This window comes from Plantactinospora veratri (genome assembly GCF_036421995.1).
GTDB classification, from domain to species: Bacteria; Actinomycetota; Actinomycetes; order Mycobacteriales; family Micromonosporaceae; genus Plantactinospora; species Plantactinospora veratri.
Window position 1 is genome coordinate 294,353 of sequence record NZ_JAZGQL010000014.1, and the last position, 23,393, is coordinate 317,745.

Below are 23,393 nucleotides of genomic sequence, written 5' to 3' on the forward strand. Positions count from 1 at the left end.
CGGAGCCCGACCACACCGAGGAGGTACATCGAGATGGTGAAGAAGACCGCCTACGAGCGGCCCACCCTGTCGAAGCAGGGCACGTTCGCCCGCAAGACGGCCGGCAGCCTGTTCACCAGCTGCCGGGAGTCGTTCGTCACCCAGAAGCCGCGCTCGATCTGCAGCTGATGGCCCTCGCCCACCGTACCGACGCAGAGGGGTAGTACCCATGGTGGCCGTTCCGGACCTGGCATCCGGGCTCTCGTGGTTCGTGGTCGTCCCGGACACCGACGCCGGTCGCGCGCTCGTCGAGCCGCTCCGGCAACGGGTCCCGGAGCTGCGGACGCTCACCCATGCCTCCGGGCGTCCATGGCTGCTCGGTCGGTGGACCGACGACGAGGTGGCGGTGGCCGAGTTGGGCGACCGCCGCCTCGTCGCGCTGGGCGAACACCGTCTCTCGGCGGATGACCTCGAACGGTTCGCCGCGGGCACCCGGGACGCGGATCAGATGTGCGCCGCCCTACAGGGCCTGCCCGGCAGCTTCCACGCGCTCGCCACCACCCCGGCCGGGACGGCGGTGCAGGGCAGCCTCTCGGGGTACCGCCGGGTCTACTTCGTCTCGGTCGGCGAGCGGGCCGCCGCCGGTGACCGGGCCGACGTACTGGCCGGGCTCACCGGGGCGCGGGTCGACGACGAGGCGCTCGCCCTGCGGATGCTCGCCCCGTACGCCCCCTGGCCGATCTCCTGGCAGCCGGTCTGGCGCGAAGTGCGGGCCGTACCCCCGGACGGGCGCCTGCTGCTGGAGCGTGCCACGGCGCCGCGCACCGTGACCCGGTGGCGTGCTCCGGAACCCGTGCTCGACCTGGCCACCGCCGCCGACCGGCTGCGTCGGGCGCTCTCCGACGCCGTCGCCGTGCGCGCGGGCGCCCACGCGCCGATCGCGAGCGACCTGAGTGGGATGGATTCGACGTCGCTGTGCGCGCTGGCCGTTCGGGGCGGCAGCCGGGTGGTCGGGCTGACCTGTGTGAGCCCGGATCCGCTCGACGACGACCTGCCGTGGGCCCGCCGTGCCGCCGCCGCGCTCGGCTCGGTCACCCACGAGGTGGTGACGGGTGAGGCGAACCCCCTGCCGTACGAGGGCATCCTCCAAGCGGAGGACCGCTTCGACGAGCCGACCGCCGCCGTGCTGTACCGGGCGAGCTTCCTCGCGGTGTCCCGCCGGGCCGCGGCGCACGGCGCTGGTACCCGGCTCACCGGGTTCGGCGGCGACGAACTGCTCAGCGCCGACCCCGTGATGCAACTGACGCTGCTGAGGACGCATCCGTGGCAGGCTCTTCGTCAGCTGCGGCTGCTGCGCGCGGCATACCGGTGGCGACGCCGGGACACCCTGCGTGCGGTCCTGGACGGACGCTCGTACGGCCGCTGGATGGCGTCGCTCGGCAACGACCTCGACGGTGCCCGGCTCAGCCGTCCCCGTCCCTTCCTCGACTGGGGCCCACCGGTCGCGACCGCGCCGTGGCTCACCCCGGATGCCAGGGCGGCACTGGGCGAGGCGCTGCGCCAACGGGCGGCCACGGCGGTGCCGCTCGCCGACGACCGTGGGCTGCACGGCCGGCTCGCCGGGGTGTACGCGGGCGCGGCGAACGCCCGGCACCTCGCCCAGTCGACCCGCCGGGTCGGGGTGACCGCGGCCCTGCCGTACCTCGACGACCAGGTCCTCGAGGCCTGCCTGGCGGTACACCCCGCGCAGGTCACCGCACCCCGGGACTACAAGCCGCTGATCCGCGCCGCCATGCGGGAGGTACTGCCGCCGGCACTGCTCGCCCGCGACACCAAGGCCGACACCTCGATCGCGGCCGCCCGGGGCGCCGACCGGCACCGCGACGACCTGCTCGCCCTCGCCGACGACTCACGGCTGGCCGGGTACGGCCTCGTGGACGCCGCCGCGCTGCGCGCGGCCGTGCGCAGTCCCGACGACCGCACCTGGTTCGACCTCGACCAGACCCTGGCCTGCGAGACCTGGCTGCGCACCGTGGAACCCGCACCCGTACCCGCTATCCGATGAGGGAAAGACCATGACCTGGAAGCTGCGCGACCGGGTGTCCTGGACACCGACCGAGTACGGCGGCGTGCTCCTCGACGCCGCATCCGGCCAGTACTGGACGCTCAACCCGAGCGCGGCGGCGGTGCTCGCCTCGCTGCTGGCCGACGGGGATCCCGGGCACGCGGTGGCCCGACTTGAGGAGGAGTTCGACGGCGACCCCGAGGCGATGGCCGCGGACGTGCCCGGGCTGATCGCCGACCTGGAGGCGGCCGGACTGGTGGTCGCGGGGTGACCTCGGAACAGGTACTCCGGCACGACCCGGGGCGGCTGGGTCTGCGGCGGCGGATCGTCGTGCGCGCGGTCGTCGCCGTGGCCAGGCTGCTGGCCGTGCAGAAGCCCGACCGCATCCATCGGGTACTGCACCGGCTGAGCCGTGGCGCGCGTCCGGCAAGCCGCGCGGAGGCGGCCGCCGCCCGCCGGGACACGGTGCTGACCAGTGCCTTCTGTAGCGGTCCACTGGGCTGCCTGCCGCGTTCGATCGCCACCGTGCTGCTCTGCCGGCTCGCGGGCTGCTGGCCGGTGTGGCATGCCGGCGTACGGCGGCACCCGCCGTTCGGCGCGCATGCCTGGGTCTCGGTGGACGGCGTCGCGGTGGACGAGCCGTACCCGGAGGACTTCCACATCCCGCTGCTGACCGTCGCCACCGAGGACCGCGTCGTCGAGGGTCGACGGGAGTTCGGATGAGCAGCGTGCTCGCGTACCTCTCCCTCGTCTGTCGTGGCACCGTCGTCGTGGTCTTCGCGCTCTCCTCGGTCGGCAAGCTTCGCAGCCGGGCGGCGTACGCCCGGTTCCGCCGTTCCACCCGGCTCTTGACGGGCCTGCCGGAGGAGCCGGCCGCAGCGCTCGCGCGGCTCGTCGTCGCCGGTGAGGTGGCCGTGGCGCTGACCGCGGCCGCCGGCCCGCTCTCGTCCGCCGGGCTCGGCCTGGCCGGCGTACTGCTCTGCGGCTTCACCTGGGCGCTGGTCCGATCGCCGGAGTCCGGGCAGGCGCTGGAGTGCGAGTGCTTCGGCTCGTCGGTCTCCGCCACCCGCCGCACCGCCATCGCCCGTAACCTGCTGCTGCTGGGTGTGGTGGCCGGCGGCCTGCTGAGCACCCGGTCCGCCGCCGGGGCGGTGTCGATGCGCTGGGACGCCACGCTGGTCTGCGTGGTGGGCGCCGTCGCGCTGGCCGTCCTCATCACCCGGCTGCACGAGATCACTTCCCTCTTCACCGCTCGTCTGTGAGGCCGCGTCATGTCCGTGCTCGTCGCCGTCGTCGTGCTCAGCAGCACCGTGTGCGCGTTCAACACCGCCCTGCTGGTCGCGGTGGTGCGGCGCCTGCGCTACCAGTCCGAGCTGCTCTCCGAGGTGGAGCGGCAGGGAGTTCCGGCGCGGGCGCTGCCGCGCGGTGACACGGTGGGAGATTTTCTCGTCCACGACACCCAGGGTCGACCGGTCACCCCGGACGTACCGGCGGCCACCCTGGTCGGCTTCTTCAGTCCCACCTGCGCATCCTGCCGCCGTGAGCGGGCACGGTTCCGGGCGGTGGCGGCGCGCTGGCCGGGCGGTTCCGCCCGGGTACTCGCCGTGGTGACCGGACCGGACGCGTCGGCGCGGTTCCTCGGCAGGCTGGACCCGGTGGCCCGGATCGTCGTGGACCCGGCGAACACGATGCGGCGGGCGTTCGGTGTCGAGGGATTCCCGGCGGTCTTCGTGCTGGCGGAGTCGGGACGCCTGAGCTGGACCGGCATACACGTCGACGCGGTACCGGGGCTGACCGCGGAACCGGTCGGCCCGCAGTCGCGGTGACCGCACGCAGCGAGCGATTCGGTTGCCGGCGATCCTGTACCGGTTCGGCCATCCGGTCCTCGGCAACTGCCGGCCGGTGGACGGGCGGGTCCGGACTCAGCCAGCTCGGTCCGGCGGCCCAGGGGGCCCGTTGCGCGGGCGTTCGGCCACGTCGGGTCGACCGATCGGCAGCGAATCCGAATCGAGTCGCCCAAGCACCACCGTAGTGGTCCAGATATAAAGTGGGCGGACTGGCCGAATTTCCAGGTGGAGGCCGAGTGCGTCGCTCGCTGACATTCGCGCTGGTGATCACATTCCTGACTCTGCTCGCCGGCGGACTGATCAATGTGGTCACGGCGAATGCCGATGTCGCAATCCCGGTGTGGATAATCGTCGGAGTAATCGTCGCGATCGGTGTGACCACGGCTGTACTCGACACGCTCCGGCATCGGAAGGAGGAAAAGCCGGCGACGACGCCCACCCAGGCGGCGCCGGCACCGTGGGCCGCGACGATGCCCGACGAGGTGCTGATCGATCGACCTGACCTCATATCGCAACTGCACGCGCATCTGGTCGATGCGGATACGGAGTCCGTAGGTCTGACCGGCGTCTACGGCGCCGGAGGCTTTGGAAAGACCACCCTGGCGATGCAGGCGGCGCTGCTGCCGGGCCTGCGGGAGCGGTTCACCGGCGGGCTGCTGTGGATCACCGTCGGACAGTCGCTCTCCGGCCCCCGGCTGGCCGATGCGATCAACGATCTCACCGAGCAGCTGACCGGCAACCGGCCCGGCCTCGTCACACCCGAGCAGGCCGGCCAATGGCTCGGCAGGGAGCTGGACAAGCGCGAGCCCGTACTCCTGATCATCGACGACGTCTGGCACGAGGAGCAGTTGCGCCCGCTGCTGGCGGGTGGCACCCGCTGCAAGCGGTTGATCACGACACGGGTAGCCCGGCTGCTTCCGAAAGCCGCGCACCGGGTGCAGGTCGACGAGATGGGCCGCAACGAGGCGGCAGACCTGCTGACGCGGGGGATCGACGGGATTCCGGCGTCGGACACGACCAAGGTTCTGGCGCTCACCGGCCGGTGGCCGCTGCTGCTGGCCCTGGTGAACGGGGCGGTTCGGTGGCGGGTCCAGCGCGGTGAGGCGGTAGCCGCGGCCACGGCGACGGTTGTCGACCAGTTGACGGCAGGCGGCCCGGCCGCGCTGGATGTCACGGCGCTGGCCGCTCGGGAGCGGGCCGTGGACCTTACCGTACGGGCGAGCCTCGAGCTGTTGCCGGTGCCTCATCAGCGGCGGTACGAGGAGCTCGGCGCGTTTCCCGAGGACGTGTCCATACCGGACGGCACGACGAACATGCTGTGGGCGCGGACGGCAGGGATGACCGCGGCGACTGCGGAGTCGCTCCGCGGCGCCATGACGGACCTGTCGCTCGCGCAGCGGGCACCCGACGGCCTACGGCTGCACGACGTACTGCGAGGCTACCTGCGCCAGCGGTTGGCGCCGGCCGCCCTCCGCGAGGTCAACGCCCAGTTGATCGTCTCGGCAAGGGACCTTGTCGACGGTTCCCGGCTGCGCTCCACCCCGTGGTGGCGGCTGCCGGCCGACGAGGACTACCTGTGGCGGCACCTCTGCTATCACCTTGGTGAGGCGGGCCTGGGTGCCGAGCTGACTGCGGTCGCGTCACACCTGGAGTGGATCACCGCGAAGACCGTCGGCATGGGCGTGGCCGCCGTCGAGGCCGACCTGCAACGGGCCGGTGACGCGTACAGCGGGCTGTTGCTGGCGCGGCTGTCCAAGAGCGCCCACCTGCTGACGCCGACGACGCCACCGGAGTCGTTCCGGGACGTGCTGACATCCCGGCTTCACGGCGTACCCGAGCTGGCCCCCGCAGTGCGCGCCTACACGGCGGCCGGCAATCTCTCGCGGCCGAGGATCGCACTGCGGTGGCCGCTTCCCGACATCGGCCCGCCCAGCCTCGACCGGGTCATCGCTGTCGGGGGCGGATGGCTGAGCTGCTGCGCGGTGTCGCCGGACACGGCATGGATCGTCTCTGGCAGCCGTCGGGGCGTCGTCGGCGTCTGGGACCGGGCGACCGGCACGGCAGTCGCCCTCATGCCAGGACACGAGGGCGAAATCAACGCGGTGGCGGTTACCGCGGACGCGGCGTGGATCGTCTCGGCCGGGACCGACGCGACGGTACGGGTCTGGGACGCGGATCGTCATCGGGAGACGATCGCGCTGCGCCTACACAGCGGCAAGGTGAACGACTGCGCGGTGTCACCAGATTCCACCCGGGTGGCCTCGGTGGACGAGCACGGCGTTCTCTTCGTCGCCGCCCTGACCAGCGGCGAGCAGCTCTACTCACACCGCTTTCCGCAGGAGGCGCTCGTCACGTGCGCGTTCGTCGACGACGAGGTGGTGCTCACGGCGTCGGAACACGGGACCGTGCTCCTGCACGACCTCGCCAAAGGCGTCTCGGCGACATACCTGCACGACGATTCCGCCGTGGTGGAGGCGATGGCCGTGGGCGCCGGGCTCTCCCACGTGGCCCTGACCGGAGTGGACGACGAGGTCCGCGTGTTCCGACGGGGCGCAACCGGGCCGGTGACGCTGGTCGGGCACGTCGGCTTCGTCAACACGCTGGTGGCCAGTGGTGACCGGATCATCTCGGGCGGCGCCGACGGGACGATCCGGACCTGGGACGCCGACACCGGACGGCCGGTCGGCGTCGTGCCGGCCCACACCAGCTGGGTCACCTGCTGCGTACTGTCCGCGGATGGCCGCTGGCTCGTCTCGACGGGAAGCGACGGCATGATCCGGGTGTGGAACACGGCCCTGATAGCCGGGGAGTCCGCCGACGGGCACGTGGACTGGGTCAACGGATGCAGTGTGTCGCCCGACGGCACGGAAATCGTCACCGCCGGCAACGATCACACCCTACGGTTCTGGACGGCCGACGGTGAGACGGTCAACATCTGGCGGGCCGAGACCACCGTCCGGAGCTGCGCCTACAGTTCCGGTGGCGATGCCCTGGCAGCAGTCGCCATACTGCGGCCGTACATTCTGCGGCGGAAAGAATCGGTCTGGACGGCGCAGGAGCGTACTGCGGTCGACGATCTCCAGTCGCTCGACACCTGCTTCGCCTCCCCGTCGGGAGATCTCGTCGCCTGGACGGGGCTGTACGGAGACGTCCGCGTTTCTTCCCTGCGCGACGACATCGAGATATCACAGTACAAGCACAGAGACTTCGTGAAGGCAGCCGCCTTTCTGGGCGACAACGACCTGCTCGTATTCGGCGGCAGCGACGGCGACCTGCTCGCCTGGCGGTTCCGCACCGGCCGGCCACCACAACTGGTGACGCAAGGCCCGCCGATCGAGGCGCTGGTCCGCTGCCCCGACGGCTCCCGCCTGCTCTGCCTGACCGGCTCGCTCGTGCGGATCTTCGACGCCCGGACACTCAAGGTTGTCGCCCGCGCCGAGTTCGACGACGGTTCGGGCATGAACGCCGCTGCCGTGTCGAGCGACGGCAGTTGGCTCCTGACCACCAGTGACAAGGGCGACCTGCGGGTGCACGACCTCGACACGCTGGAGAACGTGGCCTCCATGCGCGTGGACGGCGCCCTCTTCGACTGCGCCTGGCGGCCCGGCTCGCTCGACTTCTACGCCGTCGGCCGCCGAGGCGTGTACGCGTTCTCCTTGCTACCTGCCGCACCGCCGAACCAGCGGGCCGCGAAGGGTACCCGGCAGACAAGGTCGCGGACGCAACGTCGCTGACGGCGCGCACCGACCGGCGGAAAGCCCGTGCGGTGCTGAGGGAAATGGTCGCTCACCATGGATCTGGCGTAGCCGCACCGAGGTCGGATGAAGTCGCCGTGAAGTCATGGTGTGCTTTCCTGGTCGGACAGCACAGCCACATCACAATGGAACGGGAGTCCAAAGTGAAAAAGCGTCTCGCGGCGGTTGTGGGCGTCATGGCCCTGGGTCTGTTCTCCTCCGTATCCCCGGCCACTGCTGCTGCCGATGATTCCGTCGGAGTGCTGATCAACCAGCGCACCTGCAAGACCGAAAGCCCGCGCCAAATCGTCCTCGTGCATTCGTCCGGCAGCATCACCTGCTACGGCGGCACCGTCGGCCGGCTCAGCCTGAACGGACGATACGTGCAGACGGTTCACGCGGGTGGATACCACGGGGCGATCGGCTGGTCGAACGGTTCGAGCGGCGGTCACATCATCCTGGAGCCCGGCGCCGTCGAGGTGGTCGGCCGCAACTGCACCTGGCTTGAGATCCGGCCGGCCAGTTAGCGACGGCGGGAAAGCCACACGGCTACCTTCGTGACCCGGACCTCGGGCACGGAATCCGGAGAGTTCCAGATCCGTGCCCGAGTCCTCCTACTACGCCTTCCTCGCCACCAATCCCCCGGCCGGGTCCCGCCACAGCGCGATAATGAGCCTGGGCGCGTCCACTAACCGAACCGGTCGGCCAGCTTCGTCAGCTTGGTCACGTACGCCGGCCAGTCGTAGTCGTCGGGGACGTTGGTGTTCGCCCGCCGCAACCCGATCGCCCTGTCGTGCTGCTCGCGCATGATGTCTGCCTGACCGACGTGCCGGCTGAGGTCGCAGATTACGTGGACGATGATCCTTTGCAACGTCACGACCTGTCCATCCGGCCGCCACCACGGCACCCGTCCAGGCGCGTCGAGCGGTAGCTGTTCGATCGTCTGATCCGCGAACACCCCGACCCGGCGGTAGAGGTCGATCAGCCCATCCTTCGTCTCGTCCTCCCGGGCGTACCAGTCCGCCTGCGGGTCCTCCTCGAACGCCTGCATGGGGACCAGCTCCTCAGGCGTCGCGAACTCCCGGCCGAAGGTGGTCCCGAAGTAGCCGACCTCGACATTGAGACAGTGCTTCAAAACTCCCAGCAGGTTGTTGCCGGTCGCGGTGCGGGGCAGTCTGGCCTCGCGTTCACTCAGCCCGTCGAGCTTCCAGATCAGGTCCTCGCGAGTCGCCCGGAGGTAGTGGTGCAGCGCAGCCTTCGGATCGCTCAGATCAGCCATGCCTGCCAGTCTGTCCTATCCGCCCGAGCCACTCGTACGTGGAGTCCCGCGCAAGATCAACCTCACCGGAGGAGCCGACATCCATCCACTGGCCGAGGTCCGGTAGCGCACTTCAGCCGGCCCGGTAGAACGGAGATCCACGCGCAGTGCCCGCTCGGATTCATCCGACCCGTGGGGCTGGGTCACTCCGTTGGCCAGTTGCCGATGCGCCCGGGTGCAGGGCCCGCGAGCGGCCGTACGCGGCAAGGGCGTGGAAGGCGGCCTTCGGCGTCCACGAGCCGTCCGGCAGTACCCGCACGATCCCGCGCGCGGCCAGGTCGAAGTCGCGCTCCGGGTCGCCGGTGGTCGGCAGGTGCCGGTTCGCGAACGTGTACACGAACGCTGCCTCCACCCCACCGGCCTCGTAGTCGCGCAGCAGCTCCACGACGTAGCGGGCCTGACCCTCCTCGTCGCGCTCCAACCCTGTGGTGAGGCTCGCGGCGCGGCCGTGCCCGTCGTACGTCACCGGCTCCGTCCGGCCCGCGACGTCGGCCGCACCGCGGAACGTGCAGCAGCCGAACTCCGTCACGGCGTATGGCTTGTCCTGTCCCACCGCAGCCGCCAGGGTTTGCGGGAAGGCTGCGGCGTTGGTCGCGTCGCGGTACCCGGCGTCGCTGGCGATGATGTCGAACGGTGCCCAGTCCACGGCCTCCATCGGAATCGAGGCGTAGCCGACGGGCCCGCCGAACCGCGCGCGCACTGCCGGCACCGCCTCGGCGAGGAAGCCGCGCACGGCGGCGCGCGCGGCCGGGACCGCCTCCCGCAGCCGCATCGGGTCGGTGAACAGCGCCATGCGCTCGGCCAGGTCGCGGCCGGGCAGGAAGCCGTCGGTGAACATGGCGATCTCGGAGCCGGTGAGGTATATGACCGACGCTCCGCTCTGCCGCAGCCGTTCGGCCCGCTCCGCGCCGTCGAGCACGAACGCCATCAGCTCGTCGCGGTCGAGGCCGTTGGTGAACGGGCAGTACCACACCTCGAGCCCGGCTTCGGCGGCGAACCGCGCGGTCAGTTCGAGCCGGTCCTGCACCCCGCCGGTGATGCGGACCGCGTCGCAGTGCAGTTCTTCGCGGATGACGCGCAGGTCCTGCCGCACGGTCTCGGGGTCGAACGGCTCGTGGGTCGTGGACCCCGCGCTCACGAAACCGGTGTCGTAGTTCATGCCGAAGACGCGCATCGGGCGACTCCCCTCACTCGTAAGGTACGTCGCGTACCCTATAGGGTACGTGCAGTACCCTGCAAGGCATGGGCACGAGGCGCCGAGGCGAGGAGCTGGAGCGGGCGATCCTGCACGCGGCCGCGGAGGAACTGCGCGAGTCCGGATACCCGGGGATGACCATGGACCGGGTCGCCGCCCGAGCGGGGACCAACAAGAACGCGATTTACCGTCGGTGGCCGCACCGGGCGGCACTGGGCATCGCGGCGTACCGCCACCTCTCCGACGCCGCGATGCCAAACCCCGACACGGGCACCCTGCGGGGCGACGCGCTGGAGATGTTGCGGCGCGCGAACGAGACGTGGTCGTCGCCGCACGGGGCGATCCTGCGCGGCTTGCTCGCCGCCGCGGCCGACGACCCCGAACTGCTAGCCCTCATGCGGCAGCGGTCCGGCGCGGACACCATGGACCGCGCCTGGCTGGCGATGCTGGAACGCGCCGCAGCCCGGGGCGAGGCACCCGCTGCCGCCGCACACCACCGGGTGGCGACGACACCGATGATGCTGCTGCGCGCCGAGTACGCGACGCGCGGCATCCCCTCCGTACCCGACGAGGTACTCGTCGAGATCGTGGACAAGGTGTTCCTGCCGCTCGTGCGCGGCCATGCCTGAACGCGCCCAGCGGCCGCAGCGGGTGTTGCCCTGCGTGTTACGGCGTTGCGATGTTCGGCCCGACGACCTGCTCGATCTCCTCGACCAGCCGGTCGGCGGGGCGTACCCCGAGCAGTACGCGCTGCATGATGCCGTGGTCGAACAGCACCGAGGTCGGGGTCTGGGTCACGCCCCACGCCCGTGTGGTGACCGGGTTGGTGGCCACGTCGATCGTGGCGACCAGCAGCTCGTCACCCATGCGCTGCGCGACCTCGGCGAGCACCGGGGCGAACGCCCGCCGAACCTCGCCGCCGGAGGGCAGGAAGACCAGCAGGACCGGTGTCGGACTGTCGACGACCCGGGCGCGGTAGGTGGCGTCGGTGACCGGGACGACGTAGCTCATAGGTCCTCTTCCGGCTGACGCTTCCATTCGAAGGCGGTCCGCCATCGGTTGTCGTCGTAGAGGTAGCTGAGGAACGCGTCGGTGACCGCCTCCTTGGTCTGCGAGAACGGTGCGGCGTAGGCGCGGTCGGGTCCGCCCTCGCGGTAGTCCACGTCGAGTCGGCCGTCGTCGAGGGCGTAGGTCTGGATGTAGTAGTGCGGCCGGATCCGGAGGACGGCGAACCGCGGACCACGACTGTCCAGCCGTGCGATCCCGGCCCGGATGTCGGCCTCCGTCGCGTCCTCGATCGGGTCCCGGTCCTCGATGTCAAGATTCATCGTCGACGCCCTCGGTGAGGAACCTGTGCGCGTACAGCAGCAGGTCGGTCAGCTCGATCTCCCGACCCTGGCCGCCCTCGGGGGCCAGCCGAAGGCCGTCCTCCCAGTACGCCCGGCGCAGCTTGTTCTGGAAGTTCTGGAAGTCGATCCACGCGCCCTCGGCCTGATCGAGCTTGCGCAACTCGCTGTACAGCAGGTCGGTTCTGGCCAGGCCGAGTTCGCTGCCGATGCTGCCGCCGCCGGTCTTCGGATTGTCGAAGCGCATCTTGAGGAATGGTCTCGGCAGGCGGTGGATGTCGGCGGATTCCAGAAACTTGTTGAACCGATCCGCCGCCTCGATCTGCGACTCGCGGCCGGAGAACTCGCAGCGCCACGCCGGAAACACCTGATAGGTGACCTCTGCGAGTTCGGGAATCTTTTTGTGCAGGCGGTAGACAGCAGGAATCACACCGCCGACCGAGTCGAACTCGTAATTGGAGTCTTCCGGGGGTGTGTAACCTTCGAGAACCGCGAACGGCACGGCGGCCAGCACCTCGGTGCTGCGCTCCCGGGCGAAGGACAGGACGCTGGCCATGAGTTCCTCGTCCCCTTCGCCGCGCACGTTCATCTGCACCGCGTGCGCGCCGTCGGGGGTGATGGCCAGTCCGTAGGTGAACATGGTGCCCAGCGACCAGGTCCACGCGTCCTGGACCCCAGGTAGGGGCCGGACGCCGGCGAAGCCCTGGACGATGTTGGCGATATCGGTCACGACACTCCAGTTCGGTTACCGGCAGCTACGCGTCCTCGGGGGCGGACATCAGGAGGCAGTATATCCGTCACCCGTTTCCTGCTCGTATCTCAACCCCAGTGTCGCGCCGCCTCTGGAATTCTCCGACCGCAGCATGGGCTGGAGATTATCGACGTTATTGTACCAGTCATTTCGGTACTGCCTGGTATTGAACCGGCCATTTTCGTTCCAGTCCTGCACCACTGGTTTGTTGTGTTCGTAGGTGATCGCGTCACCATCTGGGACGTCGATAACCTCACCGTTGTCGTCGAGCCAGGTGAGGTCTTCCTTGGGCACTCGCTGACCGTTGGGCAGGCGTGGCCACTCTCCGGCGAGGCCACCCTCCACCGTGTATCTGCGAGCCATTTCGTCGTGCGTGGACTCCCGGTAGCCGCCGGGGTACTCGCTGTCGCGGTTGTGCGCACCGGGTGGGGCCGTCGGATCCTTGGCGTACCCGCCGTCCGGACCGTGCAGCCGCCCGTTGTCGTCGTACTTGTAGCCCTCCGGTAGCGGCTTGCCGGTGATGGTGCTGTTCACCGGCGACCCGGTGGTCGAACTGGCCGCGCTCGCGTTACCTACCCGGCCGGCCTCGAACGCCGCCTGCACGGCGGTGTGCCCCCCGTCGACACTGCTGGCGTTCGCGCCGGGGGTTCTCCTCGGCCGCGGCGCGCCGTCACCGTCGCCTCCGGTGCGGGTGGTCGACGGAATGTCGGTGCCGGTATGGGATCCCCCGCTGCCCCTGGCCATCGGCGCGCTACCACCCCTGCGCGGCGAGGCGAATGGCCGGCTCGGTCATGGCCACCCCCACCAGTCGTACGGAAAGTCCGGTCAGGCGCACGATCAGCTACCCATCAGCGTCTTCAGGTTGGTGAGGCTGGTGATCAGCGCGCTGGTGTAGCTGGCGATCCGGCCGGCCCACTTCAACACCGCAGAGACGATCTGCGCCGCGACCACCGGAATCGTGACGACCAGCAACGCCTCCGCCGCCCAGACGATCACCCGGGCGACCAGATCGCAGATCAGATCCCGGACGATGTCCCGGGTGAACTGCACCAGGTTGCCCGCCGCCTGGGTCGCCGAGGCCATGGTCGCCGCCAGCACGGAGAGACCGCCGAGCCCGTCGACGTTGTTGGCCATCTTGTTCCGGTACGCCTCGGCCGCGCTGCCACCCCAGTCAGGCAGGTCCGACGCGAGGCTGGAATACAGGTCCTCGGCCATGGTCTGCAGCGCACCGGCCATGTTCTTCCACGTCTCGGCGTGCGCGACGACCATGTCCGGAATACCGGCCAGCTTGTCCAGCACCTCACGCAACGGCTCGAAATGCTCCATCGCCCAGCCGAGCCCGTTGGCCAGCAGCGCACTGAACGGATCGAGTACCGTCGCCGCGGCCTCCATCGCGAACGCCCCGCCGGCCAGCAGCCCGTCCACCCAGGAGCCGCTGTTCACCGACTGGTGGAGGCCCTGGAACCCCTCTGCCAGGGACGACCCGGTCCACGCCGTACGCGACGACGTCGGCGTGGCGACCAGCGCATTGTCGGCGACCATAACGGTGACCTCACCCCACCCCGCCGGACCGGAGGACTCGGTCCGAGGAGGAACGGTCAGCGGATTCGTACGCCCGTGCAGCGGTGGTCAACGCCTCCGACGTCAGCGACAGATTCTCCTCCACGTACGCGTAGAGCGCGTCCTGCCGTTGGTGCCGGGCCTCGAGAATTCCGGAGATCCACCCGCACAACAGCCCGTAGGCCGCGTCGTTCTGGGAGATCGCGCGGCTGGCGCCCTTGATCGCCTCCAACTGATCCCGCACCGCGAGCACTCTGGCCGCATGCCGGTGCAACTGCGCGGGATCGACATTGAACGCATCAGCCATCGCCTACCCCCTGCCCGGACCCGGGGCAGGAGGCCCGGACACGCCGTCGGTGGAGTCGGGCCGCTCAAGCAGCTGCTGCATCCGGTCACCGATCGTGCGGGCCGCCACCGAGTCGGGTCCCAACGTCTCGATCGCGATCTCCCGCGACCGGTCGGCCGCCGTCACCCGTGCCTGACGCAGTGCGGACATCACCGCCCGCGCGACCACGTCCGGATCGAACCGGTGGATCCGCTCAGTGAGCTTCAGGTCGACCAACACACCCGTCGAGTCGACCGTCACCTCGGCCAGCCCGTTACCGTCCCTCGCACTGGCCCGCAGCTGTCCGATCTGGTCGCTCATGGCCTGCGTCTTCGCCGCCATCGCCTCGACGCGCTGCTTCCACGACCGCAAGTAGTCACGCGCGCTGTCCGGATCCAGAAACGCCTCGCCGTCCGGGATCCCTGCCATGGCCGCCACCCCCGCTCGCCGCTAGACGACCTGCCGAAGTCTAACAACGACACGCACAGTTGATCACTCGGCCTGCGGCACCGCCGAGGCCGTCCGAAGTGGCAGGTCGGTGACGCCGTCCGGTTGCGGTCCGAGCCTCGGCAAACCAGTCAGCTTGCGCCCGTTGCGGCACCCAGTGGTGGCCGGAGTACGCCCCTCGACCGCGCCCGCTGAGGCCGAGGGACGTACTCCGGCTCCTATCGCCAGTGCCTCAACGCCACCCGAACCGCCGCCGCACCGAGTCGATGAACTGCTGCACGGTCGCCGCATCGGAGGGGACGAGGCGGTCGCGGATGTTGCTAGCCCGCTCGATGTCCTGCCGTATGTTGCTGTGCTCCCATTCGCCGTAGCGGGTGTACATCTGGCCGTACACCCCGCTGCCGTCCGAGGCATCCCACTCGCGCAGGACGCCTACCGGCTCGTCGGTCGGGTCGTCGTCGGTCACGACGATCGAGTATCGATAGGCGACCTTCTTCTCCCGTCGTTGCTGAATGCGGGCGGCGGCCTTCTCGCTGATCGGCCGGACCTGGTACGCGACCTCGCCCGCCTCGATCCGATCGAGCAGCGTCGTCCGCACCCAGGCGGCGTCGTCGTGCAGCATGGTGACGCCGGTGCGCTCGGACACCCGGACAACGGTGACCGGGTCCTTGACGTCGTGCTCGTCGTCCACGACGGCGAAGTAGTGGTTCATCCGATCACCACCCGGGCGGGAAGTCGAGTTCCCCGGCACCGGCCGGCACCCGGACGGTCGCCCACAGCTCCTCCGAGATCGCCTGCGCCTGCTCCTTCGTCAGACCCCAAGCGGACGGTGACGGTGCACCCGGTTCCGACAGCTCGAGCCGGCCGATCTCGTAAAACGGGTGCTCGGCCTTGTTGACCCAGAAGCTGTCCGGTGTGTGGAACTGCAACTCGAACAGGTGACCAGTCCACGGGTCCCGCCACGTCGTATTGATGCCCTTGTAGTTGCCCATCGCCCCGGGAACCCACGCGTTCTTCGCCTTGATCAGCTCGTACCGCTTCAGCTTCAGGGCGTGGACCATCTCCTGCACACCGCCGACATACCGATCCGCCTCGAACACCGCAGTGTAGCGGAGGTTGTCACCGATGCCCTCGAGCAGCTGCTCCGCCGTCCGGGGGTTCCCCTTGAGGTCGGTGGCGAGCTTGCGCTTCAGCGAGTTCGGGGTCTTCTTCCGATCGGCCCAGCCCTCCCGGGACGCGCCCGGGATCGAGTTGATCAGCTCCACCATCCGCGGCGACAGCTCGGTTTCGGCGATCTTGGCAGCGTCGATCGCCGCGTCCGCCAGCTCGTTGTCCCTCTTGGTGAGGTTGAGCGTGACGCCGTTCTCTTCGTACTGCCAGCTGCCGTCGGGCTGGGTGCCGTTGCAGGCCGCGGCCGCCGCCGCTGCCGCCGCTGCCGCCGCTGCCGTCTTCGCCGCTGCCGGGATCCTGCAGCCGGGCGGCGTGTCCGGGAAGTCGACGTCGTGCCCGACCTTGAGCACGAGATCCCTGATCCTGACGATCCCGTTCTCGAGGCTGACGAGCCCGCCGTCGAGGTGCACGACAGCGTCCTCGAAATCGGCGACCGTCCCGTCGAGCCGGGCCGTGGTGCTGTCCACCTTGTACAGCTTGTTGTCGAGGAGGGCGAACGCCTCGTCGAACCGGGCGACGCCGTTCTCCAGCCGCAACCCGATGCCGGTGATCCGGGCGATCTTGCCCGGCGCCTCGGCGACCCGGATTGCGAAGCGCTCGATCCGCCCGATGCCGCCGGAGATCTTGGTGAGGCCGAGGCGCAGCAGGTTGCTGATCTCACCAAGCGCCTTGTTGAGCGCCCCGCCGACCTCGCCGACACCGGGAATGGCGAAAGAGGCGACGTCGAACAGGGTCAGCCCGAACGCCTTGCCCGGGTTCTCCCGCCACTCGGTGATGTGGATCAGCTCGAGCGGGTGGTCTCGGAGCATCTCCGGCATCTGCCGGAAACCCTCGACGGTCTTGCCGCAGTTGTTCCGGAAGTAGTCGCCGTCCAGGCCGACCACGACCCAGCTGCCGCAGTCGGCGAGCGCCTTGAGGCCCTGGATGAAACCCTTGGCACCCTCGACCAGACCGGCACCGACCTGGACGAAGAAGTCGATCACCCTGTCGCCGTTGACCTGAGCCTCGTCGCAGGCGGCATCGTTGCCGGTGTAGCACTGGGCCAGCAGGGCGATGTGATTCTTGCTCGCGCCCAGAGCCGTCTGCAGGCTGGGTTGCACCAGGTCCCAGAGGTGCTTACAGGCGTCCACCATCCGGGCCTGGCACTTCAGGTAGGAGAGGATGCCGTCCTCGACCTTGTCCTCGAACGCCTGCTGCTCCCGGGCGATCGCCTCCTGCTTCGCCTGCTCGTCCTGCAGTCCCTTGAGGGTGTCTGCGAGCTTCTTGGCCTGACCGTGGATGTTCGCGGTAGCCGTTCTGGCCCACGCGTACGCCTTGTCGATGCTGGCCGAGGCCCGGCCCGCGCTGGCCGCCGCCAGGCTGGCGTTCTGCGCCGCGTAATCCGCGATGCTCGCTTCCCGCCACGCCGCCGACTCCCACTGGGTCGCCAGGTTGGCGGCCGTGGTGGCCCCGTTCGCGTCGACGGTGGCCGCCACCGCGGCCTGGTACGCCTTGTTGGCCGCACCGATCGCCGTATTCGCCGAGCCGACCGCGCGGGCCGCCGCCTCGTACGCCGGCTTGATGGCGCCGACCGCGTCGGTGGCCTCCTGGGAGGCGTGCCGCGCAGCCGCGTCGGCCTCGTCGGCCCGCCGCTGGGCCGCCTCGGACTGCTCCTGGGCGACCAGGATCGCTTCGCTCGCCACCAACAGCGCGGCCCGGGCGTCGGCGTTGATTGCGGCGAAACGCGACGCGATGTAGCTCGCGGTGCCGGCGCGGTCGACGGTCAGCTGAGCCAGCGCGGCAGCGCTGCCGGCCGCGTTGCCGGCAATGTCCGCCTGGACGACGGCATGCCCCGCCTCCCGGACCGCAGCCTCGGCCTCGGCCTGGGTGCGCTCCGCGTTCACCCGCGCGTTCTCAGCGGCGTGCACGCTGTCCACGGCCGCCTGCCCGGCCCGGTCGGAAGCCCGCCGGGCAGTCAGCGCGTTCTGCTGCGCCGCCTTCGCCGCATCCCGGGCCTGTTTGGCGGCGGCACTGGCCCTCTCGGCCTCGCCACGGGCCGCATCGGCGGCCGCCCTCGCCCGATCCGCCCAGGCCAGCGCGGAGTGGTAGGCATCGCGTGCGCGGTTGGCCTGGATCTGCAGGTCACGAGTTGCCTCGTCGGCGTCCTGCCCGGCTGCGATGGCCTCGTCCCGGGCCTTCTGCAGGGCCGCGGTGATCGCGTTGTACTCCTCCTCCGCGGCGAAGCAGCGGGAGGTGGCGGCCTGGAGCTCCTCGGCAGACCGGTTGACCCGGTCGATGGCTGCGGATTCCCGCCGGATGGCGCCGTTCGCCTCCAGCTGAGCCGACGCGGCGACCTGAGCCTGGGCGATTGCGTTGTCGGACGCTCGCTGGGCGTCGGCCCGCAGCGACTTCGCTCTCTCCGCGTGCTGGCGGGCGTCAGTGGCCGCCCTCTCGGCTATCCCGCGCTGGTCCTTGGCCCGCTTGGCCGCGTCCTCGGCGATCTTTTGCTGCGCCTTGGCCACGACCGCCTGGTCCGCAGCCACCTTCTCCTGGTATCTGGTCTCGGCCAGCCACCGGGCCGCGTTGTTGGCGTGCAGGGTGGCGTTCTGGTCGGCGTCCAGCGCCAGGCTGTCGGCGAGCGTCGCCGTCGCGGCCTCGCCGGCCGTCCCGGCGGCGTGCGCGGCCGCCTGCGCGGACAGGCCGACTGAGATGGTGACCTGCGCCCAGTCCTGACCGTGCGCCTGACCCGACTCGCTCAGGTCCCTCGCTGCCACCTGCACCCGGGCGATGACGGCGTTCATCTGCAGCGCCGTCTGACTGGCCCGGCTCGCCTGCGCGATCGCTTCGGCCTTGTGCGCCTCCAGCAGGGCGGTCCGGCCCGGCTGGCGTGGACGGTTCACCCGGTCCTGCTCGAAGACCTGCTCCGCGGCGTTGGCCGCAGCGGCCGCCTGCCGCATGGCGAGCAGCGCATCCTCGAGGTACCTCAGACCCTCGATGTTGGCGGCGATGATCTCCGCCCGCGCCCGGGCACCGGTTTCCGCAGCGGTGGCGCCGGCGGTGAGCGCGTCCAGGTTCTGGTTGCGCTCTTCGATGGCCTGCCGGACGCGTTCACGGTTGTCCCAGTCGATCCGGTTGGCCGCGGCGTAGCCGGTGGTGTAGAAGTCGGCGATCGCCGCCGGGTCCGCGGACGCCAGCGCCTGGCCGCCCTCGGCCACGACGGTCGGCCCGCCGATCGCGATCATCTGCTCGACGCGGGCGTAGATCCGCTCGCGCTCGGCGTCGGTGTCGGCAACCGGGTGGTCCAGCCGATCGGCGATCTCGTAGCCCCACGCCACGAACTCGCTGATGGCGTAGTCGCCGCCCAGCAGCGCCAGGTTGGCGGCCTTCTTCACGTTGGTTCCGCCGCTGGTGGCCCACGCCCTGACCTGGTTTTTTTCCCGGGTCTTACGCTGGGTGGCCGCGAGCCGGGCGCTTGCCCAGCCGATCTCCACGAAGTCCGCGACCGCCTGGGTGGTGCCGACCGCCAGCGCCGCGCTGGCCGCCTCCCGGACCTCGGGCTCGGCCGCGTAGACGGCGATGTCGACGACGCTGTCCCGATACCAGTCCGCCTCGTCGTCGGTCCAGTCGGCGGCGCTCGCGGCAACGGCGGCGGGCTTCGGCTCGGCGTGGGCCGGCCCAGTCACGCCGGCCCCGGCGAGCGAGACGCCGAGGACGGCCGTCAGGACAACGCGCAGTGTCATGCCGGGGAGTCGCCGGTTCATCGGTCGCCCGCCTCTTCGGCTATCTCTGCCCACATCGCGGCCTGTTCCTCGGCCCACCGGACCGCGTCCTGCCAGGCAGCGGCGTTGGTGCCGGCGCGGGCCACCACGGCGGCCCAGTCCTGCTCGGTGGTGGCGCCCCTGGCGTACTCGGCCACGCTGGCCCACTTCGCAGCCTGCTCGGCGGCCCGGTCTCGTTCGGCGGCCCAGTTGACGCTGGTGCCGGTGGCCGCGGTGGCCACGGCGCGCCAGGCGGCGACGGTCTCCGCGTGCAACTTCTCGGCAGCCTCACCGCTGGCCGCCGCCTCGGCAGCCTCGGCGGCGAGGGCCGCCTGTCGCAGCCGCGCCATCGCCGCGTTGCCCCTGAGGTCCAGGTCACTGATCGCGAGCCGGTACGCCTCGTCGTCGAGTCGGGCCCCGGCAGCCCAGTAGTAGGTGAAGAAGTCGGCGATGTCCCGGTCCTCTCCACCGGCGATCGCCGCCACCGCGGCCGCCCGGACCTGCGGTCCCGGGTCGGACTGCGCGAGCGATGCCACGAAGTCGCGATCGGCCTGGGCCTGCTCCGCGACTTCCTCCTCGTGTTGGTGCTGACCGGATGCGTCCAGTTCCTGGGCGATGGCCAGTCCGGTCTCGACGAAGTCGTGCTTCTCGTCGTGCGTCGCCATCAGCGCCCGTTCGCAGCCGAGGTGCACGGCCGAGTCGGCCGGCGATATCCGCAACCAGTAGTTGATCTCTGTGACGTTGGCGCGTTCGAAGATGACGGCCCGGTTGATGGCCGCTGTCAGGCCGGTCTGCAGGAACCTGGTGACGGCATTGGGGTCGGAGCTGTTCAGGGCCACGACCGCGGCCGTACGGACTTCCCAGCGACCGTCGGACATGGCCCGCCACTGGACCCGTTCCCGGTCGGCCTGGCTGGCCGCTGCGGCTGCCGGGGCGGCCACCGCGAACTGCATGATTCCTAAGGCGAGTACGAAGGCCAGCAGTGCTGCCGGCACCGGGCCCTGGCGATTGATTCTCAGCATGAAGCGCCTCCCGACGGCGTCGGTGAGTTCGAGAGAGTGGAAGAGGTGCCCGGGGCGGGCGGCCGCGATGGCACCGCCCGCCCCGGTGCGGTCACCAGTCGTAGCTCTGCAGCTCGGTAACCGGCCCCGGTGTCGTACTCATGAACCGGACGACCTTGCCATTGGTGCCCGTCGCGGTCGTGTCGACCTGCGCGTACTTCTTCGTCGCCTTGGACTGCAACACCTCGATCGTCATGCTGGTGAGCTGGACGGACCGGCGCTGCTGCAAAATGAACCGTTGCGCGTTCGCCGCCGACGTCTGGTCGGCGATCAGCATCCCGCTGGGAGTGACGTCCGTCGCCTCCCGCACGTAGGCGTTCTTCGCGACGTTTCGCAGCGTCACTTCCATCTGGGTGCTGGTCGGCATCCCGACGACGCAGTACTGGAAGTTGGACTCGGTTCCCGGTGGTAACGCCGCATCCGCCCGGACCAGACCCTTCTTGGCATTCGCCGCGTCGGCCCGCCAGTAGGGGGTGACCACGTCCCGAACCCAGAAGTGAATGGTCCACTCGGTGTTCGTGCACGCCGGCTGGAAGGTGACCGCGGTGCCGGAGAAGCTGGTCAGGGGTTTGCCGGACGACGTCCAGATCGGCGTCGGTGCGGTCGCTCCCTCGGACACCGGCTCCAGGATCCACTGCTGATCGGTCGCGGCCGAGTAGTCCGTGGCTTTCACCAAGGTGCCATTGGCCGTGCCGTTGTTCTGCACACCCAGGTATGCACCGCTGAGGGTTTGCCGCAGGTAGGACCCGGTGGACTTCTGGAACATGACCGACCACGAGGTGTAGTGGTAGCCACAGCTCACCTGCTCGACGGCTCCCCCGTTGACCACCGCGGCCCAGCCCGCGCTGTCGTCGATGCAGTACCCGGAGGCCCGGTTGCGCAGCTCGAACCGGGTGTCGGACAGCCGGGTCACGTCCCAGATCTGCTCGGTGCCACTCCCGCAGTCGCGCAGTTCCATGTCGGCCCCGGCCGCGAGAGCGCCCGAACCCGCCGTGCCGAGCGCGCCGACCGGCCGGACGCACCGACCGGACTGCACGTTCTTGAGGCGGAAGGAGCCGGTCGGCGGCCTGCTGACGGCCGCCTGGTGCGCCGGGTCGATCAGCCGCCACTGCTGTGCGGCGAGGTGCCCGTTGGGGTTCTGCACAATGTTCAGCGAGCCAGCCGAACTGCCTGCCACCGCCGTGATCACCTTGTTGTTCGTAACGTTGCGGATCTCCACATTGCCCTGTCCGCTGTCAAGCAGCTCCCAGACGGTGGCAGCCGTGGTAGCGGGGGCGTTGCCGCACGGGAAGGCGGTGATCGGAGCGCCGTCCTGGGAAATCTTCGAGGGTGGCGGGAAGAGGCACGCCTGCTCGTGCTCGTTCAGGATCTTGTAACGCCCGGTGGTGGTGTCCGGCCTCAAGGTCCACCGCTGCGACACGTTGCTCTCGTTGCACGGCTCCACCCGAGCGTTGACCTCGACGTTGCCGACGAAATAGTTGGCCACCCACGCGACCGGTTCGGCGATGCAGCCGTTGTAGCCGACCGCCTGGATCATCACGGTCTTGTTGGCCGACGGCCGGACGTAGTCCGCCTGGCGGGCGGTGTCGTAGCCACCCAGCAGGAACAGGCTGCGGTCCAGGGCTGGACCCTCGAGCGCCTTCTTGGCCGCCGTCACCGTCTCGGGTTGGAAGCCGTCCGCCTCGGCGGCATACATGATGTCCCGCACCCTGACCTCGTTCGCCCGCGCCTCGGCCAGGTCACGCTCGTCGAGGTCGACCTTGTTGGCGAGGTGGACGCCCGTGAAGATGAACGCGATCCACACGTCGCGGGACGAACTGGCGTAGGCAACCGTCGCAGCCGCCTTGACCCGCCTGCCCGTACTCTCCGACGCGAACAGGTAGATGAGCTCGCGCTCGTCCAGGTCGTCAAGCTCGTACGGCGTCGCCGACCGCTTGAGCGCGGTCGCGATCGCCTTCTCCTTCGCCGAGCGCAGCGCCGCGGCCTCCCGGGCAGCCAACTCCTCGGCGTTGCCGTTGGCGATCTCGTTCTGCCGGTCGGTTTCGGCCTTCTCGAACAGGCCGTGCTGAAGGAAGTCGAGGCGCTGGTCGTCGGTGGCGTCGGCAGCGGTGAGCGGCTCGACGGCCGCCTTGACCTCCGGCCAGGTCGTCGCACGCCGCCAGAGTGCCTGAACGAAGTTCTGCAGCGTCTGGTCCAGCATCGTGGACCGCTCCGTGTTGTTCGCCGGCACCCAGTTGATTTCCTGCGCCGCGCGTAGCCGGACCGTGTCGAGTTCGGCCTTGCGGGCCTTCAGGGCCGCGTCCCGGTCGTTCGCGGCGAAGATGCCGACTCGAATGAACTCGGCGGAGGCGGCCGCGGCGTCGGTCGGGTCGTTGAAGGCGGCCAGCGCCGCGGCTTTCACCTCAGGGTTGTGCTTCTCCGAGGCCTTCTCCCAGAGCACAGTGGCGAAGTCGCGGTCAGAGAGCGTGACTTCCTCACGTGGCACCCAGGCCAGGACGGCAGCCGCCTGGTACTTCTCGTCGATCGTGGTCTCGGTTGCCTGCGCGAGCACCGGTGGGCTCGCCATCGCACCGGCCGGCGCAGTGACTCCGCCGATGACCGTCAACGCCATACCGGCGGCGATCAGCATCCTCAGACGCGCGCGTCCGTGTCTCCTTCTCGACATAACTCTCCCCCGTAGTCGAAAAGATCAAGTTTGTAGTTGTAGGTGCGACCCGCGGACAGTAGGCGAGTCACTCATTGTGATCGATTGAACAACGAGCGTCACCATATCAGCTCACGCCGATGGATGGGATCCCGTTCCGCGTCCGGCCCAGACGGGACCGCTAGATTCCCGTGTTTGATCTGGTGTGGCCCGC

At 69.9% G+C, this 23,393-nt stretch carries 22 protein-coding genes; 9 read left to right on the forward strand and 13 right to left on the reverse strand.

The window, feature by feature from the left end; all coding sequences use genetic code 11:
• The first annotated feature begins 33 nt into the window (after positions 1-33).
• The 8 genes from V1634_RS20040 (at position 34) to V1634_RS20075 (ending at position 8,152) form a co-directional block, all read left to right on the forward strand.
• Positions 34-168: a keywimysin-related RiPP gene (locus V1634_RS20040; protein WP_331209411.1), complete on the forward strand. Its 135-nt coding sequence runs from the start codon at positions 34-36 to the stop codon at positions 166-168.
• 40 nt (positions 169-208) lie between these two features.
• Entirely contained in the window at positions 209-2,044 is a 1,836-nt protein-coding gene (locus tag V1634_RS20045) for an asparagine synthase-related protein (RefSeq protein WP_331209412.1), read from the forward strand.
• A gap of 10 nt (positions 2,045-2,054) precedes the next feature.
• Positions 2,055-2,315 (forward strand): lasso peptide biosynthesis PqqD family chaperone, encoded by a 261-nt coding sequence (locus V1634_RS20050; protein ID WP_331209413.1) that lies wholly within the window; start codon positions 2,055-2,057, stop codon positions 2,313-2,315.
• Positions 2,312-2,767 (forward strand): lasso peptide biosynthesis B2 protein, encoded by a 456-nt coding sequence (locus tag V1634_RS20055; protein ID WP_331209414.1) that lies wholly within the window; start codon positions 2,312-2,314, stop codon positions 2,765-2,767. Before V1634_RS20050 ends, V1634_RS20055 begins: the two co-directional genes overlap by 4 nt.
• Positions 2,764-3,306 (forward strand): MauE/DoxX family redox-associated membrane protein, encoded by a 543-nt coding sequence (locus tag V1634_RS20060; RefSeq protein WP_331209415.1) that lies wholly within the window; start codon positions 2,764-2,766, stop codon positions 3,304-3,306. The genes V1634_RS20055 and V1634_RS20060 overlap by 4 nt, the downstream gene beginning before the upstream one ends.
• Positions 3,307-3,315: 9 nt before the next feature.
• Positions 3,316-3,870 carry a thioredoxin domain-containing protein gene (locus tag V1634_RS20065; RefSeq protein ID WP_331209416.1) on the forward strand — a complete coding sequence of 185 codons (555 nt, stop codon included), beginning with the start codon at positions 3,316-3,318 and terminating at the stop codon, positions 3,868-3,870.
• A gap of 284 nt (positions 3,871-4,154) precedes the next feature.
• Entirely contained in the window at positions 4,155-7,625 is a 3,471-nt protein-coding gene (locus V1634_RS20070) for an NB-ARC domain-containing protein (RefSeq protein WP_331209417.1), read from the forward strand.
• Positions 7,626-7,789: 164 nt separating this feature from the next.
• On the forward strand, positions 7,790-8,152 hold the full coding sequence (locus tag V1634_RS20075; protein ID WP_331209418.1) for a hypothetical protein: 363 nt from the start codon (positions 7,790-7,792) through the stop codon (positions 8,150-8,152).
• A gap of 161 nt (positions 8,153-8,313) precedes the next feature.
• On the opposite strand, the gene V1634_RS20080 is transcribed toward V1634_RS20075, so the two are convergent.
• Entirely contained in the window at positions 8,314-8,904 is a 591-nt protein-coding gene (locus tag V1634_RS20080) for a DinB family protein (RefSeq protein WP_331209419.1), read from the reverse strand.
• 160 nt (positions 8,905-9,064) lie between these two features.
• The gene (locus V1634_RS20085; protein WP_331209420.1) at positions 9,065-10,117 is read right to left on the reverse strand and encodes a hypothetical protein; all 1,053 of its coding nucleotides are present in this window, start codon (positions 10,115-10,117) and stop codon (positions 9,065-9,067) included.
• A 68-nt stretch (positions 10,118-10,185) separates the two neighbouring features.
• Between V1634_RS20085 and V1634_RS20090 the strand changes: the two genes are divergently transcribed.
• Positions 10,186-10,767: a TetR/AcrR family transcriptional regulator gene (locus V1634_RS20090; RefSeq protein WP_331209421.1), complete on the forward strand. Its 582-nt coding sequence runs from the start codon at positions 10,186-10,188 to the stop codon at positions 10,765-10,767.
• A 37-nt stretch (positions 10,768-10,804) separates the two neighbouring features.
• Here the strand turns inward: V1634_RS20090 and V1634_RS20095 are convergent, their stop codons facing one another.
• The 11 genes from V1634_RS20095 to V1634_RS20145 all read right to left on the reverse strand — a co-directional run bounded on the left by V1634_RS20095 (position 10,805) and on the right by V1634_RS20145 (position 23,164).
• Complete coding sequence (locus V1634_RS20095; protein ID WP_331209422.1) at positions 10,805-11,149, reverse strand: thioredoxin family protein; 345 nt, start codon at positions 11,147-11,149, stop codon at positions 10,805-10,807.
• Positions 11,146-11,466, reverse strand: a complete 321-nt coding sequence (locus V1634_RS20100) for a hypothetical protein (RefSeq protein ID WP_331209423.1) — start codon at positions 11,464-11,466, stop codon at positions 11,146-11,148. The genes V1634_RS20095 and V1634_RS20100 overlap by 4 nt, the downstream gene beginning before the upstream one ends.
• Positions 11,456-12,214, reverse strand: a complete 759-nt coding sequence (locus tag V1634_RS20105) for a hypothetical protein (protein ID WP_331209424.1) — start codon at positions 12,212-12,214, stop codon at positions 11,456-11,458. The genes V1634_RS20100 and V1634_RS20105 overlap by 11 nt, the downstream gene beginning before the upstream one ends.
• Before the next feature lie 48 nt (positions 12,215-12,262).
• Positions 12,263-12,979, reverse strand: coding sequence for a hypothetical protein (locus tag V1634_RS20110; RefSeq protein ID WP_331209425.1), 717 nt, complete (start codon positions 12,977-12,979; stop codon positions 12,263-12,265).
• 93 nt (positions 12,980-13,072) lie between these two features.
• Entirely contained in the window at positions 13,073-13,777 is a 705-nt protein-coding gene (locus V1634_RS20115; protein WP_331209426.1) for a WXG100 family type VII secretion target, read from the reverse strand.
• Between the two features lie 10 nt (positions 13,778-13,787).
• Positions 13,788-14,102 carry a type VII secretion target gene (locus V1634_RS20120; RefSeq protein WP_331209427.1) on the reverse strand — a complete coding sequence of 105 codons (315 nt, stop codon included), beginning with the start codon at positions 14,100-14,102 and terminating at the stop codon, positions 13,788-13,790.
• 3 nt (positions 14,103-14,105) lie between these two features.
• Positions 14,106-14,549: a YbaB/EbfC family nucleoid-associated protein gene (locus tag V1634_RS20125; RefSeq protein WP_331209428.1), complete on the reverse strand. Its 444-nt coding sequence runs from the start codon at positions 14,547-14,549 to the stop codon at positions 14,106-14,108.
• Between the two features lie 250 nt (positions 14,550-14,799).
• Positions 14,800-15,258 (reverse strand): hypothetical protein, encoded by a 459-nt coding sequence (locus V1634_RS20130; protein WP_331209429.1) that lies wholly within the window; start codon positions 15,256-15,258, stop codon positions 14,800-14,802.
• Positions 15,259-15,283: 25 nt separating this feature from the next.
• Entirely contained in the window at positions 15,284-19,477 is a 4,194-nt protein-coding gene (locus tag V1634_RS20135) for a coiled-coil domain-containing protein (RefSeq protein ID WP_331209464.1), read from the reverse strand.
• A complete protein-coding gene (locus V1634_RS20140) occupies positions 19,474-20,496 on the reverse strand; it encodes a hypothetical protein (RefSeq protein ID WP_331209430.1) in 1,023 nt (340 codons plus the stop codon). Before V1634_RS20140 ends, V1634_RS20135 begins: the two co-directional genes overlap by 4 nt.
• 91 nt (positions 20,497-20,587) lie before the next feature.
• Entirely contained in the window at positions 20,588-23,164 is a 2,577-nt protein-coding gene (locus tag V1634_RS20145; RefSeq protein WP_331209431.1) for an RICIN domain-containing protein, read from the reverse strand.
• Positions 23,165-23,393: the final 229 nt, after the last annotated feature.